17 protein-coding genes and 1 tRNA gene are annotated in these 16,722 nt (G+C 60.4%); 9 read left to right on the top strand and 9 right to left on the bottom strand.

Annotated elements, in window-relative coordinates:
* Positions 1–2 precede the first annotated feature (2 nt).
* Entirely contained in the window at positions 3–458 is a 456-nt protein-coding gene (locus OX459_RS03460; RefSeq protein WP_070224501.1) for an FKBP-type peptidyl-prolyl cis-trans isomerase, read from the bottom strand.
* Between the two features lie 134 nt (positions 459–592).
* On the bottom strand, positions 593–2,440 hold the full coding sequence (locus OX459_RS03455) for a LamG-like jellyroll fold domain-containing protein (RefSeq protein WP_289903851.1): 1,848 nt from the start codon (positions 2,438–2,440) through the stop codon (positions 593–595).
* A gap of 244 nt (positions 2,441–2,684) precedes the next feature.
* On the opposite strand from OX459_RS03455, the gene radC reads away from it, so the two are divergent.
* The 3 genes from radC (at position 2,685) to rpmG (ending at position 4,033) form a co-directional block, all read left to right on the top strand.
* On the top strand, positions 2,685–3,359 hold the full coding sequence (radC, locus tag OX459_RS03450) for a DNA repair protein RadC (RefSeq protein ID WP_099666791.1): 675 nt from the start codon (positions 2,685–2,687) through the stop codon (positions 3,357–3,359).
* Between the two features lie 247 nt (positions 3,360–3,606).
* Entirely contained in the window at positions 3,607–3,843 is a 237-nt protein-coding gene (gene rpmB, locus OX459_RS03445; RefSeq protein ID WP_010400928.1) for a 50S ribosomal protein L28, read from the top strand.
* 22 nt (positions 3,844–3,865) lie between these two features.
* Positions 3,866–4,033 (top strand): 50S ribosomal protein L33, encoded by a 168-nt coding sequence (rpmG, locus tag OX459_RS03440; RefSeq protein WP_010400929.1) that lies wholly within the window; start codon positions 3,866–3,868, stop codon positions 4,031–4,033.
* 140 nt (positions 4,034–4,173) lie between these two features.
* On the opposite strand, the gene OX459_RS03435 is transcribed toward rpmG, so the two are convergent.
* The 5 genes from OX459_RS03435 to OX459_RS03415 form a co-directional block, all read right to left on the bottom strand.
* The gene (locus OX459_RS03435) at positions 4,174–5,382 is read right to left on the bottom strand and encodes a fatty acid desaturase (protein WP_034785142.1); all 1,209 of its coding nucleotides are present in this window, start codon (positions 5,380–5,382) and stop codon (positions 4,174–4,176) included.
* A gap of 133 nt (positions 5,383–5,515) precedes the next feature.
* A complete protein-coding gene (locus OX459_RS03430) occupies positions 5,516–6,874 on the bottom strand; it encodes a mechanosensitive ion channel domain-containing protein (protein ID WP_289903849.1) in 1,359 nt (452 codons plus the stop codon).
* A gap of 129 nt (positions 6,875–7,003) precedes the next feature.
* Positions 7,004–8,323, bottom strand: coding sequence for an RsmB/NOP family class I SAM-dependent RNA methyltransferase (locus tag OX459_RS03425; RefSeq protein WP_099666789.1), 1,320 nt, complete (start codon positions 8,321–8,323; stop codon positions 7,004–7,006).
* Positions 8,324–8,344: 21 nt separating this feature from the next.
* Positions 8,345–8,953, bottom strand: coding sequence for a phosphoribosylglycinamide formyltransferase (gene purN, locus OX459_RS03420; RefSeq protein WP_099666788.1), 609 nt, complete (start codon positions 8,951–8,953; stop codon positions 8,345–8,347).
* Between the two features lie 156 nt (positions 8,954–9,109).
* Positions 9,110–9,508, bottom strand: a complete 399-nt coding sequence (locus tag OX459_RS03415) for a barstar family protein (RefSeq protein ID WP_034747450.1) — start codon at positions 9,506–9,508, stop codon at positions 9,110–9,112.
* 401 nt (positions 9,509–9,909) lie between these two features.
* Here OX459_RS03415 and OX459_RS03410 point away from each other — a divergent pair, with 401 nt between their 5' ends.
* The 6 genes from OX459_RS03410 (at position 9,910) to OX459_RS03385 (ending at position 15,117) form a co-directional block, all read left to right on the top strand.
* Positions 9,910–10,422: a glycine zipper 2TM domain-containing protein gene (locus OX459_RS03410; protein ID WP_034785134.1), complete on the top strand. Its 513-nt coding sequence runs from the start codon at positions 9,910–9,912 to the stop codon at positions 10,420–10,422.
* A gap of 222 nt (positions 10,423–10,644) precedes the next feature.
* Positions 10,645–11,433, top strand: a complete 789-nt coding sequence (locus OX459_RS03405) for a spermidine synthase (RefSeq protein WP_289903846.1) — start codon at positions 10,645–10,647, stop codon at positions 11,431–11,433.
* Positions 11,434–11,480: 47 nt separating this feature from the next.
* A complete protein-coding gene (locus OX459_RS03400; RefSeq protein ID WP_289903845.1) occupies positions 11,481–13,235 on the top strand; it encodes a GspE/PulE family protein in 1,755 nt (584 codons plus the stop codon).
* 68 nt (positions 13,236–13,303) lie between these two features.
* A tRNA-Lys gene (locus tag OX459_RS03395) sits at positions 13,304–13,379 on the top strand.
* A 289-nt stretch (positions 13,380–13,668) separates the two neighbouring features.
* Positions 13,669–14,523: an HNH endonuclease signature motif containing protein gene (locus OX459_RS03390; protein WP_289903844.1), complete on the top strand. Its 855-nt coding sequence runs from the start codon at positions 13,669–13,671 to the stop codon at positions 14,521–14,523.
* Between the two features lie 144 nt (positions 14,524–14,667).
* Entirely contained in the window at positions 14,668–15,117 is a 450-nt protein-coding gene (locus OX459_RS03385; protein ID WP_289903843.1) for a hypothetical protein, read from the top strand.
* Position 15,118: 1 nt separating this feature from the next.
* Here OX459_RS03385 and OX459_RS03380 read toward each other — a convergent pair whose 3' ends face one another.
* Both OX459_RS03380 and OX459_RS03375 read right to left on the bottom strand, forming a co-directional pair.
* A complete protein-coding gene (locus OX459_RS03380; protein WP_289903842.1) occupies positions 15,119–15,586 on the bottom strand; it encodes a hypothetical protein in 468 nt (155 codons plus the stop codon).
* 39 nt (positions 15,587–15,625) lie between these two features.
* Positions 15,626–16,672 (bottom strand): lysozyme inhibitor LprI family protein, encoded by a 1,047-nt coding sequence (locus OX459_RS03375; protein WP_289903841.1) that lies wholly within the window; start codon positions 16,670–16,672, stop codon positions 15,626–15,628.
* Between the last annotated feature and the right edge of the window lie 50 nt (positions 16,673–16,722).

Genomic DNA, 16,722 nt, shown 5'->3' with positions numbered 1-16,722 from the left:
CCTTACAGGACCGAGATGAGCTTGACTTCAAAACGCAGCGGCTGGCCAGCCAGCGGATGGTTGAAGTCGAACAGGGCCGAGTCCTCGCGCATTTCGCGCAGCACGCCGGCAAAGCGGCCGCCACCCGGCGCGGCGAAATCGACCAGGTCGCCGATCTTGTAGTCGGCGCCCGGCACGGAGTTCTCGTCCAGCGTGGCGCGCGAGACGGACTGCACCAGCTCGGGATTGCGCTCGCCGAAGCCTTCGCCGGCCGCCAGCTCGAACGTCTGGTGCGTGCCTTCAGGCAAGCCCAGCAAGCGCTGCTCGAGGAACGGCGCCAGCTGGCCCTGTCCCAGCATCAAGGTCGCGGGATTGCCGCTGAAGGTCGTGACAATGTCAGTACCGTCAACAGTGGCAAGACGATAATGCAGGGTGAGGTAAGCCGCTTCGGTGACGACTGCTGGTTGCTCGTTGGACATAGTAGTTTTCAAGTAACTGGTGCAAAACGATATTGTAAGCCACCCTGAGCCAGCGCGCCCCATGCCATCTCGGCGCGGCCATGCTTTTGTCAAAAAACATGGCCGCGCAACACATCCGACGTCGATCCAGCGAATCAGACGTTGACGTACGTCAACCCGCCCGCCGTGCTGGCGTGATTGCCGAAGCCGGAGCTGTCTTCCAGGTTGCCGTCGAGCTTCCAGCGTCCCACGGGCCGGTGCACGATGCCATACTGGCCATAGTCATACACTTCCTTCGGCGTCAGCACGCGGTCGTACAGGATGACGTCCGACAACTGCCAGGCTGGCGCGCCCTGCTCCTGCGCATCCACTGTGCGGCCGATCACCAGGGGCGCGCCGATGGCCTGCACGAATGGCGTCACCATCTTGCTGCCCTGCGACATCAGGAAATCGTCGACGTACAGGCTGATGGAACCATCATGCTTGACGGTGCAGGTGCAGCGAAACCAGCGGTTGGCGCCATCCACGTTCACGCCGTGACCATTGTTATTGAAGCCCGCACCAGCACTGTTGCGCAGGAACAGGAACGTCTGGATATCCTGCGTCAGCAGCGTCCATCCTTTCAGGTTCGCCTGACGCGCGACAAAAGCCCCGCCCCGGCCCACCATCGTGGAAAATGCCTGCTGCCGGATGCAATACGACAGCGAGAAATCGGCGCTCTCGTAGCGCACGGATGACGGCACGGTGAGCAGGAGGCCAGGCTGGAATTGCAAGGTTTTCTTGACGCCGAAGCAAGGCGTGGGCGGCGCCTGACGGACGGCATCGTCGCCGCGCAAGGCATCCCAGACGGCCTTGCGTCCGTTGCTGTAGGCGGGTGTTTCCACCAGGTTCAGACCGTCGTCTTGCATGGGCTTGCCGCCGTTCCAGTCCCAATAGCATGCCAGTTGCACGCCCGTACGGCGTATGGCGCTCAGCAAGGCGTGCAAGTTATCTTGCCGTTCGGTATCTTGCAACGCCTGCTCCTGCTTTTCCGACAGGCAAAAGCTGCCAAGGTAATACGGCTTGCCCAAGGCCTTGGCCGCGCGCTGCATCACTTGCAGGTAAGCGAGTGAAGACGAGACGAAGTCGGCCGGCAAATCCGCGCTGTTGTCCAGGGCGCTGCTCACATATTCATTACCCAGAAACAGGTTTTCACAAAGGCAGTCGACCGGGTCCGGATTCATCAATGGCAGGGTTTCCGTGACGTATTGCTGCAAAGAGCCTTGCCGGGGCCAAGTATGGGCAATGCCCGCGTTACCGGAAGAAATCATGCGCGCCAGGCCATCGTTGTCACGCAGCAATTGCGCCGTTTCCTGGATGATTTCCCGGCAAACGCTCAAGCTCATCTCCGTCACGCCCTTCAGTTCCTGCGCAGCCATCCAGGCGGCGATGCCGGCGTGGTTGCTGTAGTGCTGCGCAAAAGCCTGTGCAAAGGCACGCATGTAGCGGCGTGTTTTCGACTGCGGATTGGCCAGTGCGACGCGCGCGGCGGCGGCCTGCTCGTCTTTTGTAGCGCCCGCAGGGCCCGCCTCGCCCACCAATTGCGGCACGGCGTAGGGATTCCAGAATGGGCAGGCGATGATGCCGATGCCATTGGCCAGCGCGCAATCGAGCAGCGCCTGGATCACGGCCCAGTATGCGGGCTTGATATTGAGTGCGGTCAGCGTGTTGTCGGTTGCGAAATCGGGCTTGCCAACGACCTCGCCCCAGTTCCAACCGCCCTCCTTGCCGTTGAAAGGCGCCAGCATCACCTGGAGGTACTTGAAGCCGTTGGCCGCAAGATACGGAAAATCGGTGCTGTAATCAGGATTCTTCACGTCCGGCGTCAGCGGTGCGGTAACGCTCCAGTTGCGGTGTTCCAGATACGCGTGCGCATTGAGGCCGATGCCGCTGACCTTGCCCGTGTTGACGCCGGCGGCGTTGAACTCTTGCATGACTCCATTGATAACTTTGATGTACGGCATGACGACTCCTGTCAAACAAGTGGAAGACATTGAGTTCAGGGCCCTGACTCCCCATCGCTGCAACTTGCATGGAATGCAACGACAGGCAAATCATAGCGCTTGAAAATGGCCGGGTCGGGCATCTTGGTTTTTGTTTTTTCATATGATTCGCCATGAAGACGAGCTAGCGCAGCATGGCCGCCCGGGGAAGGCGCGACAATCATCGGCAGGCGCCACGACCAGCCGGGCGCGAACGGGAGGCAAGATGGGCATCAAGGATTGGCCGGCCGGCGAACGGCCGCGCGAACGCCTGATCGAGGATGGCGCGCAATCGCTGTCGGACGCGGAATTGCTGGCCGTCTTCCTGCGCACGGGCGTGCGCGGCAAGAGCGCCGTGGAACTGGCGCGCGACACGGTCGAGCACTTCGGCTCCCTGCGGGGCCTGTTTGGCGCCAGCCTCGTGAGCTTTTCCGCCGTGCACGGCATGGGCAGCGCCAAGTTTGCCCAGCTACAAGCGGTGCTGGAACTGGCGCGGCGCGCCATCATCGAAGACTTGCAGGCGGGCCAGACCCTCAATTCGCCGCACGCCGTGAAAGATTATTTGCGCCTGACCCTGGGCCACCTGGCGCATGAAGCATTCCACGTGTTGTTTTTGGACGTCAAGAACCGCCTGATCACGACCCAGGAAATGTTTCGCGGCACCCTCACCCACACCAGCGTGTATCCGCGCGAAGTCGTCAAGCAGGCACTGCTGCACAACGCGGCCAGCGTGATGCTGGCGCACAACCACCCGTCCGGCGCGCCCGAGCCCAGCGAATCGGATCTATTGCTGACGCGCGCGCTGGTGCAAGCGTTGTCGCTGGTGGACGTGCGCATCCTCGACCATTTCGTCGTGGCCGGACGGCACGTGCATTCGTTCGCGGAACACGGCCAGATCTAGGCCGGGGCTGGCCAGGCGGCAGTTAACCATGTGTAAACAAGGACATACGTCACTGCAGCGAGACGCTTATCTAACAGTAAACAGCGCTGTTTACCAGTGCCTTCCCCTATGAAGAAGGGGAAAAGTCAAATTGTTAAATTATTTCAATACAACATGACACAATTGTTTTTCGCAAGTCATTGATAAATCGGCTTATTTTGGATATACTCTCGTTTTTCCAATTTGGAATATCTTTAAGGAGTGCGCCATGGCACGTGTTTGCCAAGTCACTGGGAAGAAGCCGATGGTCGGCAACAATGTTTCCCATGCAAACAACAAAACCAAACGTCGTTTTTTGCCTAACTTGCAGAATCGTCGTATTTTTGTTGAATCTGAAAACCGCTGGGTCTCCCTGCGTTTGTCCAACGCCGGTCTGCGCGTCATCGATAAAGTCGGCATCGACGCCGTATTGGTCGATATGCGCGCTCGTGGCGAAAAAGTCTAATTAGCAGAATAAGGGAGCTATCATGGCAAAATCAGGCCGCGACAAAATCAAGTTAGAATCGACCGCCGGTACGGGTCACTTCTACACGACCACCAAAAACAAGCGTACGACGCCTGCGAAAATGGAGATCATGAAATTCGATCCTAAAGCACGCAAGCACGTAACGTACAAAGAAACCAAAATCAAGTAATTGATATTGTGTTCTGTAAAAAGAGCCGCTCCGATGAGCGGTTTTTTTTCGCCCTGATTTTCCTCCCGCCGCTCGCCCCTTGTGCCGGGACGAAAAAAAGGCCCTGGAAACCAGGGCCTTGATATGACGCAACAGCTTACTCAGGCATAGCTGCGCAGGCGCAAGGAGAAATCCTGCAGCGACTTGATGCCCGACGCTTCGGCGCGCGTGCACCAGTCTTGCAGCTTTTGCAGCAATTGCTCACGCGTAAAGTGCGAACGCTCCCAGATGGCGCCCAGCTCCACGCGCATGTGGTGCATGGTTTCCAGCGCCTTGCTGTGCTGGAACAATTCCGACAGCTGTTCGTGGTGCGCATCTGCCAGCTTGCCCGGCTCGCGCTGCATCAGCTTGCGCGACGATTTCAGGAAGCGCTTTTCCAGTTCCGCCTTGTGCTTCAGGTGTTCCAGCTCTTCCTTCCAGGCATGCTTGATCGATTTCGCATACTTGGCCATCACGTCGTAACGGTTGGCGATGACCGATTGCAAGGTCTCGAAGTCCGCTTCCAGCTTGCCGTGCGAGAACTTCGGCTCTGGCGCCAGCTTTTTCACCTTGGCCAGGCCCAGCATTTCCAGCGCGCGGATATACGCCCAGCCGATATCGATTTCATACCATTTCGACGACAGCTTGGCCGAGGTCGCATAGGTATGGTGATTGTTGTGCAACTCTTCGCCGCCGATCAGGATGCCGAACGGAATGATGTTGGTGGCCGCATCGGCGCAATCGTAGTTGCGGTAGCCCCAGTAGTGGCCGATGCCGTTGATGATGCCGGCCGCCGTGATGGGTATCCACATCATTTGCACGGCCCACACGGAAATGCCGATCACGCCGAACAAAATGAAATTGATGACGAACAGCGACACCACGCCCAGCCAGCTGTACTTGGTGTACAGGTTGCGCTCGATCCAATCCGTCGGCGTGCCGTGACCATATTTCGCCATGGTTTCCATGTTCTTCGATTCAGCGCGGTACAGCTCGGCGCCTTCCCAGAAGACTTTCTTGATGCCGCGCGTCACGGGGCTGTGCGGATCTTCTTCCGTATCGCACTTGGCGTGGTGCTTGCGGTGGATGGCCGCCCATTCCTTGGTCACCTGGCCCGTCGTCAGCCACAGCCAGAAACGGAAGAAATGGCTGGGGATCGCATGCAATTCCAGCGCCCGGTGGGCCTGGTGGCGGTGCAGGTAAATCGTGACGCTGGCGATGGTGATATGCGTGACCACCATGGTGTACAGGAAAACTTGCCATGCGGACAGATCGGTAATGCCAGTTGCCATGAACTGCAAAACGTCGTGTAAAACGGAACTCAATGTCATTACTACTACTCCAAGTGGACAGGGCGTGCGCACGGTCGCTCCAGTGACTCTGGAGGTCCGGCAGAGTTAATTTTAGGCGTGATTGTACGCCCTAATGGGTGCGGTCAGGCAAAATCGGAGGCAGGCAGCGAGGTTAAGGCTGGGTGCCGGATGGGGCGGACTCACCCTCTGCCGCGCTGGCGAGCGGGGCAGGAGGCGTACCAACAATACGCAATTCGCGTTGCGGAAACGGTACAGTGACCTTATGTTCCTGCAAGGTGCGCCAGATGGCGCGGTTCACATTCGACTTCACGCCGCCGGTGCCATTTTCCGGGTCCGCGATCCAGAAGCCGATCTGCACATCGAGGCCGTCGGCGCCGAAACGCACGAGGGTAGCCGATGGCGGATTGCTTTGCGACACACGCGGCACCTTGGCCGTCGCCGCTTCCAGCAAGGGGAAGATGACATCCAGATCCGTTTCATAGCCCACCGACACGGCCGTCGACAGCCAGACCATGCGGTTGCTCAGCGACATGTTCTGCACGCCGCCGGAAATCAGCATTTCATTCGGCACGATGGATTCAACGCCATCGCCACCCAATAACACAGTATAGCGCGTATTGATTTGCGTGACCTTGCCCGTGAATTGACCCACCGTAATCATGTCGCCGATGGTCAGGCTGCGGTCCAGCAGGATGATGAAACCGGACACGAAGTTCGCGGCGATCTTTTGCAAGCCAAAGCCCAGCGCCACGCCGAAGGCGCCGCCGAACACGGACAGCACCGTCAGGTCGATGCCCACCAGCGACAGGCTGACCAGCACGGAAACGAGGATCAGCACGGCGCGCCCCATGCGCGACAGCACCACGCGCAAGGAAGTGTGCAAGCCCTGCATTTTCATCAGGCGCTCGTCGAGCGAAGTACCGGCCCACATGGCCAGCACCAGCAGCACGGCCACGGAAATAGCGGCTTGCAAGATGGCAGCCACGGACACCTTGTTGCGACCCAGCGGCACGACGATACCTTCCAGGAAGGTGTGCAATTCCGGCCACAGGCCCGTGATGTACAGGGCCATGCCGGCCCACACCACCACCGTGAAGATCTTCTCCAGCAGCAACATGGTCGGGCTGATGTCGCCGTGGCGGGCAAAAATGCGGCGCAGCACATAAAACCCGAAGCGCACCAGCGCCATCGAGGTGCACAGGGGAATGGCAATACTGAGCAGGTTCACGGACTGGAACTTGGCCAGGAAATGCTGCGCAATGCCCAGCAGCATGGCCGCCAGCACGGGCGTCAGGATGCGGATGAAACTGTCCGTGCGCTGCAAGGTTTCCGGCGTGGCCGGGACAGTGGCCGCTTCCGCCCGCTGATGCAGGAACACGCGCAACTGCCGCACCAGCAGCCAGCTCAGCGCCAGGCAGGCGACGATGACCAGCGCCTGCCACAGGATGGCCGGTTGACGGAAATCATCGACAAAGTCAGTGATCAGATTCAGCAGTGGGGTTTCATTCATGGCGGATGCGGTCCGGAAGGTGAGACGGGTGGGACGGAGGTGATACGGAGGGGCTAGGCCCATGCCGCCAGGCGGGCCGGCGGCATTGAAAGCCGCCACTGCCAGGTGCAGCGGCGGCCCGTGACAGGCTTACTCGGCTTGTTCAGCGTCAGCGTCGTCGGCCGGTTTTTCATCAGCGTAGACTTTTTTCGGCATGACCTTGCGCTCGAACACGGCGGCGAAGAAGCCGTCGGTCTGGTGCAAGTGCGGCAACAATTTCAGGTAGTCGCCCATTTCCAGCTCGATCTTCTGTTCGGCCAGCACCTTGCTCATCGGCACCAGGGTGAAGTCCGGATGGGCGGCCAGGAATTGCTCCGCGATAAAGTCGTTTTCTTCGTTCAGGAAGCTGCAGGTGGCGTACACCAGGCGGCCGCCGCCCTTGACCAGGCGCGCCGCGCCGGCCAGGATGGCTGCCTGCTTGGCTTGCAATTCCACGATCGAGTTCGGCTGCTGGCGCCATTTCACGTCCGGATTGCGGCGCAGGGTGCCCAGGCCGCTGCATGGGGCGTCGACGAGCACGCGGTCGATCTTGCCGGCCAGGCGCTTGATCTTGGCATCGCGCTCATGCGCGATCTGCACCGGATGCACGTTCGACAGGCCGCTGCGGGCCATGCGCGGCTTCAGCTTGGCCAAACGCTTTTCCGACACGTCGAACGCGTACAAACGGCCCGTGTTGCGCATCAGCGCGCCCAATGCGAGGGTCTTGCCGCCCGCGCCGGCACAGAAATCGACGACCATCTCGCCGCGCTTGGCGCCGACGATCTGCGACAGGATCTGGCTGCCTTCATCTTGCACTTCGATGGCGCCGCTCTGGAACAATGGCAGGTTTTGCAACGATGGCTTCTTGATCACGCGCAAGCCCAGCGGGGCATACGGCGTCGGCGTGCTGAGAATAGGCGCTTCGGCCAGAGCCAGCATCACGTCGTCGCGCGTGGCCTTGAGCGAGTTGACGCGCAAGTCCAGCGGCGCCGGCGCGTTCAGCGCATCGGCCAGCTTCATGGTTTCCGCTTCGCCGAACTGGGCGATCAGCTTGTCGAACAGCCAGGTCGGCATGTTGGCGCGCATGTTCGACGGCATCAGGCTGCGGTCGATCTGCGTGATGCGTTCCAGCCATTCCACTTCTTCTTCCGTCAAGCCGCCCAAGGAGTCGGCGCCCACGGCTTCGGCCAGGCCGAGGATGGTCAGGCGGCGCATGGTCGGGCCACTGCCCGCTTCGGCGAAGTCCGTGAAGAACGATTTGTTGCGCAGGACGGCATAAATGCCTTCGGCGATGGCGCCGCGTTCGCGCGAACCGAGGCGCGGATGGTCGCGGAAATAGCGCGACAGGGTGGTGTCGGCCGGGGCCGTGAAACGTAAAATTTCGCGCAATACTTCTTCAGCATTGGCAAGTATCGCTGGTGGCAATCTCATTGTTATTCTTCCTGTAATATTTTATTGAGGGTCCACGCGGACCTGGCCATGCTCGACTGACAGTTTATCGTCAATGAACAGGCGGATGGCGCGCGGGTAAAGCAGATGTTCCTGTACCAGCACGCGCGCCGATAAGCTGTCTTCTGTGTCGCCTGGCAAGACTGGCACCACCGCGCTCGCCACGGCCGGGCCATGGTCAAGCTCGGCAGTCACGAAATGCACGGTCGCGCCGTGTTCCGTCACGCCCGCCTCGAGCGCCTGGCGGTGCGTCGCCATGCCCGGGAACAGCGGCAGCAGCGACGGGTGGATATTGAGCATGCGCCCCGCGTAATGCTCGACGAAGGGCGGCGTCAGGATGCGCATGAAACCGGCCAGCACGACCAGGTCGGGGGCGAAGCCGTCGATCACGGCTTGCAGCGCCGCATCGAACTGTTCGCGGCTGGCATAATCCTTGTTGGCAACGACTGCCGTCGCTATCCCGTGTTCCGCGGCAAAAACCAGTCCCTGGGCATCGGCCCGGTTACTGATGACGGCGGCAATACGGGCTGGCCATTGCTCGGCTTGCGCCGCGCGGACGACCGCTTCCATGTTGCTGCCGCGTCCGGAAATGAGGATAACGATATTTTTCATAGCGCGCATTGTACCCGCTATGGCGATGCGAATCTAGAAAGGCCGGTATTATTGTTGCGGCGCAACATGAGCGCCGGCGCGCCGCAGCCGCCCGGCGATGCCGGTTTTCACCTGCGCCGGAGGCCCGCTTGAGGGCGCTGCGGCAAGAGTAAGTATTTACTCAAACGAATAGAAGACGCGGAACGGGACTTTCTTCTCGGCCCAGTAGTCGGCCGCGTCGCGGAACACGTCGAGCAGGATCTCGCGCGCTTCCTTGTCGAATTTTTGCGTATTTGGCAATTGCTCGAGCACCACCAGGAAGCCCGTTTGCGTGCCCGCCTTGAACATGGTATCCGTCAGGCACAGGCGCAGGGCGTCGAAATTCTTCGCCAGGTTCTTCGGAAACAGGAATGCTTCTGCAATAATGCCGATGACTTGTTGTTTGGTCTGTCCAGCGTTGCAATGCGCATATAAAAAGTGCTGCCCGAGACGGATCGCCTCGTCTTGTAATTCGGTCACGCGAAAGGCACGGATGGACTGGACAAGGTTGGGCGGCACGGTTAGTAACAAACTCATTTTTCCCTCAAATCGACCTGTTATGTATGGATATCTTCTAGCTGCTCTTCTTATTGCATCCCCGCACGCGGGTCAATGCGCACGCGGTGATTCGATCTGTATCAACTTTTATGCGATTCAGTGCGATTTTATATAAGCCATACGCGTATTAGGGTAACGTGTTGTCCTGCATGAATCAACCCGAATATGATGTCAAACGCAAGATTTGTTACAAACCGCTGGTTTCAAGTCACTTCAACATCTTGTATCGATTGAAAGTGCATGTTACAGACTGTGGGGCAAGGGGCTTGGGCTGTTACATTTTGTTGCCACGCGAAACACTTGTCGCCGCCCGGCGGGATTACTATAGCCCCAAGTTGTAAAAAATACCCTGAAAGATTCTCTAGATAACGAGGTTACAAATGAACTTGCAAGCCAAATTGATGATGTCAGCCCTTTGTATCGGTGCATTGCCACTCGCCCAGGCCGCCGACTTTGAAGATTTCGGCAAGGTCGTGCGCGTCGTGCCGCAAGTGGAACAGATCAATCGTCCACGCCAGGAATGCCGTACGGAATACGTGCAAGTCCAGGCACCGCCGCAACAGCGCAGCGCTGGCGGCTCCATCGTCGGCGGTATCGCCGGCGCCCTGCTCGGCAGCCAGGTCGGCGGCGGCAATGGCCGCACGGCTGCGGCAGCCGCTGGCGCGATTGCCGGCGCCGTCGTCGGTGACCGTGTCGACAACCAGAACAATTACCAGGGCGGCATGCAGGAACAAGCCGTCAAGCAATGCCGTCAGGTCGACCATTGGGAATCGCGCAACAATGGCTACCAGGTCACCTACGACTACCGCGGCCGCAACTACACGAGCATCATGTCCTACGATCCGGGCGAACGCATCCGCTTGCGCGTCTCCATCGAGCCAGCTCAACAGTAACGCCTGACATAAGCTGCTGCGCGTCGGCATAGGTGGCCTGCGATGCTCACCGTACTGGAGTACGGTTGCGCTTCTCGGCCACCTCTGCCTTCCGCTCGCGACGCTTCTGTCAAGCGTTGTTACTCAGTACTAAAATGCCGGCCCCATGTCTTTCTCATGGGGCTGGCATTTTTTATGGCGCCCCGGCACGGGCTATAATGCGGCACACTTTCAGGCCGCCTTATGCTTATCAAACGAAAATCCATCGAACAAGTCGAATCCTCGCGCCCTGCGCGCAAGCCACGCTACGCCCCTGTCACCCTGTCGGAAATGGACGGCGTGCGCTATCTGCATTTCGGCACGGAATGGGTGCAGGGCGCCATGCGCATCCGCAAGCCGGACTGGCCGGAACTCGAATACGCGCAGCAGATGATGGCGTGGATGCTGTGGATCGAGCAGCCGCAGCGCCTCGCCCAGCTGGGCCTGGGCACGGCCGCGCTGACCAAGTTCTGCTACCGCCAGTTCCCCCAGGCACAGGTCGAGGCCATCGAACTGAACCCGTCCGTCATCACCATCTGCGCCTCGATGTTCAAGCTGCCGCCCAACGACGAGCGCCTGCACGTGCGCGAAATGGATGCGCTCGACTACGTCAACGATGAGGCCAACCACGGCACGCTGGACGCCCTGCAAGTGGACTTGTACGACGCCACGGCGCGCGGTCCCGTGCTCGACAGCGCCGAGTTCTATTCCGCCTGTTGCGCCTGCCTGGCGCCGCACGGCATCATGACGGTCAACCTGTTTGGCGACCATCCCAGCTATGCAAAGAACATCAAGGCGATGAAGTTTGCGTTCGAACAGGTGATCTGCCTGCCGGAAGTCCATGATGGGAACGTGGTGGCCATCGCTTTCAAGACGAAAGTGGCACTCGATGCCGAAGCGCAAGCCGCCCTGCTCGAGCGCGCCAAGCAGATCGTCGCCGAGACCAAGCTGCCCGCCAAGTCCTGGGTCAAGGGCATCGTCAGCACCCTGTAACCGCCGGCAAGTCCAGGCAAGGCCGGCAGCCCGGAAAGGCGCCGGCCATGCCCGCATCCCCTCCTTCTCCCGATACGCCGCTGCAACTGCCGCAACTGCTGGCCTGGCTGCAGGAAGACGGCTTGCTCGACGCGGCGCAAGCGGCCGCCATCGGCGCCCAGGCCGCCCTGCTGCCGGCGCCGGCCCTGCATCCGCTGTGCAGCATCGCCCACGGCGCGCTGACGCTCGATACCCTGTGCGCCTGGCTGGCGCAACGCGTAAGCCTGCCGTATCTGCGCATCGATCCCCTGCACATCGATTTCAGCCAGGTGGCCGACGTCATGACGGCCGGCTATGCGGCCCGCTTCAACATCCTGCCCGTGGAAAGCACGCCGGAGCGCATCGTCATCGCCACGGCCCAGCCGTACGCGCTCGCTTGGCAGGCCCAGCTGGGCAAGCTGGCGCCGCGCAAGCTGAGCCTGGTCATCGCCAATCCGCTGCACATCGCCGATGCCATCGCGCAATTTTTCAGCCTGGCCAGTTCCGTCAAGGTGGCCCGGCAAGCCTCCACGCAAGACCTGGCGCTGCGCCAGAATGTCGAACAACTGGTGGAACTGGGGCGCAACAAGGGTAACCTGGACGCCAACGACCAGCACGTAGTGCGCATCGTCGACTGGCTGTGGCAATACGCGTTTGCCCAGCGCGCCTCCGACATCCATCTGGAACCGAAGCGCGACGCGGGCCTCGTGCGCCTGCGCATCGACGGCCGCCTGCACCAGGCCTACCAGCTGCCGCCCGTGGTCTTGCTGGCAATGACGGCGCGCATCAAGTTGCTCGGGCGCATGGACGTGGTGGAAAAGCGCCGTCCCCAGGATGGCCGCATCAAGACGCGCAATGCGCAGGGGCAGGAAATCGAACTGCGTTTGTCGACCTTGCCCACGGCCTTCGGCGAAAAGCTCGTCATGCGTATCTTCGACCCGGAAGTGGCCGTCAAGAGCCTCGCCGAGCTGGGCTTCCCACCCGCGGACGCCGAACGCTGGCGCCAGCTGACGACGCGCACGCACGGCATCGTGCTGGTGACGGGCCCGACCGGCTCCGGCAAAACCAGCACCCTGTACAGCACCCTGAAGGCGCTGGCCGGCAGCGAAGTCAATGTGTGCACGGTGGAAGACCCCATCGAAATGGTCGAACCGGCCTTCAACCAGATGCAGGTGCAAACCCAGGCCGGCATCGAACTGTCGTTTGCCGATGGCGTGCGGGCGCTGATGCGGCAGGATCCCGACATCATCATGGTGGGCGAGATCCGCGACCTGGCCACGGCCGAGATGGCCATCCAGGCCGCGCTGACGGGGCACCTGGTGCTGTCGACCCTGCACACCAATGACGCGCCCTCGGCCGTCATGCGCCTGCTGGAACTGGGCTTGCCCGCCTACCTGCTGGAAGCGTGCCTGGCCGGCGTGCTGGCGCAGCGCCTGTTGCGCTGCCTGTGCGCAGCCTGCAAGCAGCTGGACGCCGCCCCCGGCGCCGCTGCCTGGCAACGCCTGACGGGCGGCCAGCTGGAACGGCCGGCCGCAGCGTACCGCCCCGTCGGCTGCGCCCTGTGCCGGCACAGCGGCTACCTGGGGCGTGCCGGCATCTATGAACTGCTGGGCGTGACGGAAACGTTCGGCCAGCTGGTCAAGGCGGGTGCCGACCTGCACGCGCTGCGCCGCCAGAGCCTGCTGGACGGCATGACGCCGCTGCGCATCGCCGGCGCGCGCAAGATCCTCGATGGCACGACCAGTCTCGACGAAGTGCTGAAGCTCACGGCGGCCCTGCCTTAGCAGGCCGGCACTTTCTCGCAGGAATGCTTTGCATTCTTTTTCAACTGATATATAATGCGGCCTCTTTCGGGTCGTTAGCTCAGCTGGTAGAGCAGCGGACTTTTAATCCGTTGGTCGCAGGTTCGAATCCCGCACGGCCTACCACGAATGCGCAGTACCAGAAAAGCCAGGCCTTGAGCCTGGCTTTTTTGCATTCAGCGTACCTGTCGTCAACAAATCCCCCACGCCCATCCCACTTGCCAGTCTCGCCCTGGCGCATGTGCGATACGCCATGCTTTGCTTCCCCGGCATGGCAGCAAAGCATCAGCAATTGCCATCAATACCTATATCTTGTAAGTTAAGATTACAGCAAGCAAGCCATGGGAGGTTCGCCTCTCGGGCAACACTGCACCGCACGCATAATTATTGCCGACACATGACAACCGGAGATGCAATGAGCAAGGTAGAAAAATTCCTGCAATATGGGGTGGCTTCAGATTTGGCGCAAAGGGCCATCACTGCGGGCCTGACCGTCACAAGTACCAGAGCCATCAACCAGAAAAATCTGATAGATACCTATGGTTTCAATCAGGCTGAAGCGAAATTTCTCAAACAGGCGCTGATGCGGGAAGAAATTCCTACCGACACCCTGTTTCGCCTTCTCGACAACAGCAACTATATATGCAATATATGCAAAGGCGGCAAAGGCGTGGCCTACGTGGTGCATCACATCGAAGAATATGAAATCAGCAAGGACAATGGCTATGCGAATCTGATCGTGCTATGTCCGAACGACCATGACCTCGCGCACAGTTCCGGCTTAACCCTGGGCATTACCAAGGACCAACTCAAAGCCAGCAAGAACAAATGGGAAGCGACCGTGAAGCAAAGCAACAAGAGTACGGCCCTACGTGCCGTACAAACGGGCAAGAATGGGATTACCTCCATTGAAATCCTCCCGCAGCTCATGAGCAAATATAAAAATTTCATTCGCAGCGACCTGACATCCGTCGCCTTCGTGCAATCCCTGGAACGCTGCTATATCGAAATCACCACCACGAAAAATATCCGTCATGGACTCGAGGATGAAATCAGCATGCGCACGGATTTGGGCTTTATCACAGGCGATATCACGACGGAGCAAAAATTATTTAGCCCGGCCAAGCACGCTGCCGACAATGCCCTTTACTTCGTCGAGCAGTTCGATGTGGTATCCATCATTAACTGCACGGATTTATTTACGCCGGAAGCGTCCAGGCGCATTGACGAGCATTGGCGCATGCATGGTGCGCTTCTGGAAGACCGGTGAGAGCCCACGGATCAGGCATTTGCCCAAACAGCTACAGAATGTCGAAAACGCTATACTGAGGGATCAATACCCACGGCCGGGTGCCGCTAAACCTGTTGCGGCCAGCTTGTCCACCTGATTCATATTTTCTATCGCCAACCTATCGTGAACCATTTACAGCAATTCCACGCCAGAAACAGACAAGCTTGCCTGGCTCTGGCTTACGCCCTCGGCACGCTGCTATGCCAGTTCCCGGGACAGGCCCAGGCGCAAACGCCCATCGTGTTCGACGGCCTGTACAGCGCGCGCACGGACGAGATGAGCCTGGAGATCATTGGCAAACGCGTCTGCTTCGCGCCCGACAAGGCGCAGTGGGGACGCCTGCCCCGCCCTGCCGCCACGCACGATGCGTGGTTTTGTTTCAGCAACGATGGCGAGGCGCGCCGGCTGCTGCGCGTACCCGCGCGCCAGGCCGACAATTGCGGTTGGCAAGCCCGTGCGCGCATCGTCATTGATACGTATCAACCGTATGTGGAGCAAGGCGACGGCAACGACATGGCGCGCCTGGCGTCGGTCGTCAAAGTGGCGCAGCCGAACGCCATCGCCTGCGAGTAAATCAGTCGAGTTCGTATTCCTGCAGATAACGGGCGAACAGTTCCCCATCGGCCAGCGGACAGGCAAACCCCGCGCCCCAGTCGGCCAGCAGCAACCGCTCCTTCAGAGGCAGCAGCATCAGCCCGGGCATGCCATCGCTGCACCACAGGTCGCACACGATGCCGTCGTCGTCCAGGCCCGCGAACAGGGTTTCCGTGTGCTCGCCGCCAAAGGCCAGCACGTTCTTGCATTCCACCCGGTAACTGCTGTAGCCCGTGTAGACGGCGTCGTAGGGCGGCAAGGCATCGGCCAGCGCCAGGCGCAGCTGGTCCGCCGTGAGGCCCAGCGCGCGCAGCGGCGACGGCGGCGCCTCGGGCACGTACATGTCCGTCCAGCCGGCACCGCTGCGGTGCGCGTCGGCGAACGCCTGCTGCTCGCCCATCTGCGTCAGACAGTGCTGTAAATTATCCAGCGGCAACAGTTCGATCATGCAAAAATCGTCTTCGTGGTAGTACGCTTCCCGCATGGCTCAATTCCCCAGCAAATCTTGCAGTTGCACATTGCGCCGCGACGTCAGCCGGCCGGCCCAGGTCTCGCTCGTCACGGCTGGATAGCGCACAGCGCCAAAATTCATCCAGGCATCGCGGTACGCCAGCCACAGGCGCTGGGTGGCGCGGATGCCATCCTTGCCCACAGCGCCCGCATGGGTTTCCGCCGGCTTTTTCATGAGCTTGCCGTAGATGGCGTTGAGTTCCTTGTCGAGCGCCGCCGCCTGTTCCTTGGACATGCTTTCTGGCAACTTGCCCGCTTCATACTCGCGCAGATCGTGCGCCAGTTGGTCGAGCTCGGCCGTGCGGGCGGCGATGCTCAGGGCGGCGCGCGCTGTGCCGCTCAAATCCGTTTCATTCGCCGCGCGCGCGTCGGCAAACTTGCTTGCCGCCGCCTGCAGCTTTTGCAGCGACGCTTGCGCCACGGCCGGCATGGCCGCACTGACCTTATCTGTCGCCTGCGCGCGCACGCGCTGCTTTTGCCGCGCATCGATGGCGCTGCACACGCCCATCATGTAGCCGCTGGTTATGTCGTCACACAGGTCGATCATGCCGCGTCCGCTGGCATTGATCTGCTGCAAGTGCTCGATGCGCCCCCGCATCTCGGCCGGCGCCGCATCGATGCTGCACGCATACTTCAGCGCCAGCAACGGGTCTTTCTGCACGCCCTGCCCATTCTGGTACAGCATCATCAGCACGGCGCTGTTCTGCGTAGCCATGGCGCAATGACGCGCGGGACGCCAGTCGGCCGGCTTGGGCGAGGACATACTCTTGGTATCGTAATACAGGTCCGTTGCCTGGCATTGCTGCAGCGACGCCACGGCGGACGGCGCCGGCAAGTCGGCGGGCGGCGGCGCCGCATCCTTGACCTTCAGGCAAGCCGCATACCAGGCCGTGCTTTCCGCGTGACCCACGCCCATGGCGCTGGTATTCGGGTACGGTGCGGCGGCAGCGGCAAAAACCGGGACGGCCAGCAGGCAGTTCGCGCCCAGCAATAGCGTTTTCAATAAAGGTAGACTAATTTTCATGTTGAATCGGCGCCAGCGTGAGTAAAGCGGCAAGTTTAACTGATCGGATA

Source organism: Janthinobacterium sp. SUN026, from assembly GCF_030397625.1.
GTDB classification, from domain to species: Bacteria; Pseudomonadota; Gammaproteobacteria; order Burkholderiales; family Burkholderiaceae_D; genus Janthinobacterium; species Janthinobacterium kumbetense.
The sequence above is the reverse complement of the archived record's forward strand: the minus strand, read 5'-3'. Positions and strand labels throughout refer to the sequence as shown.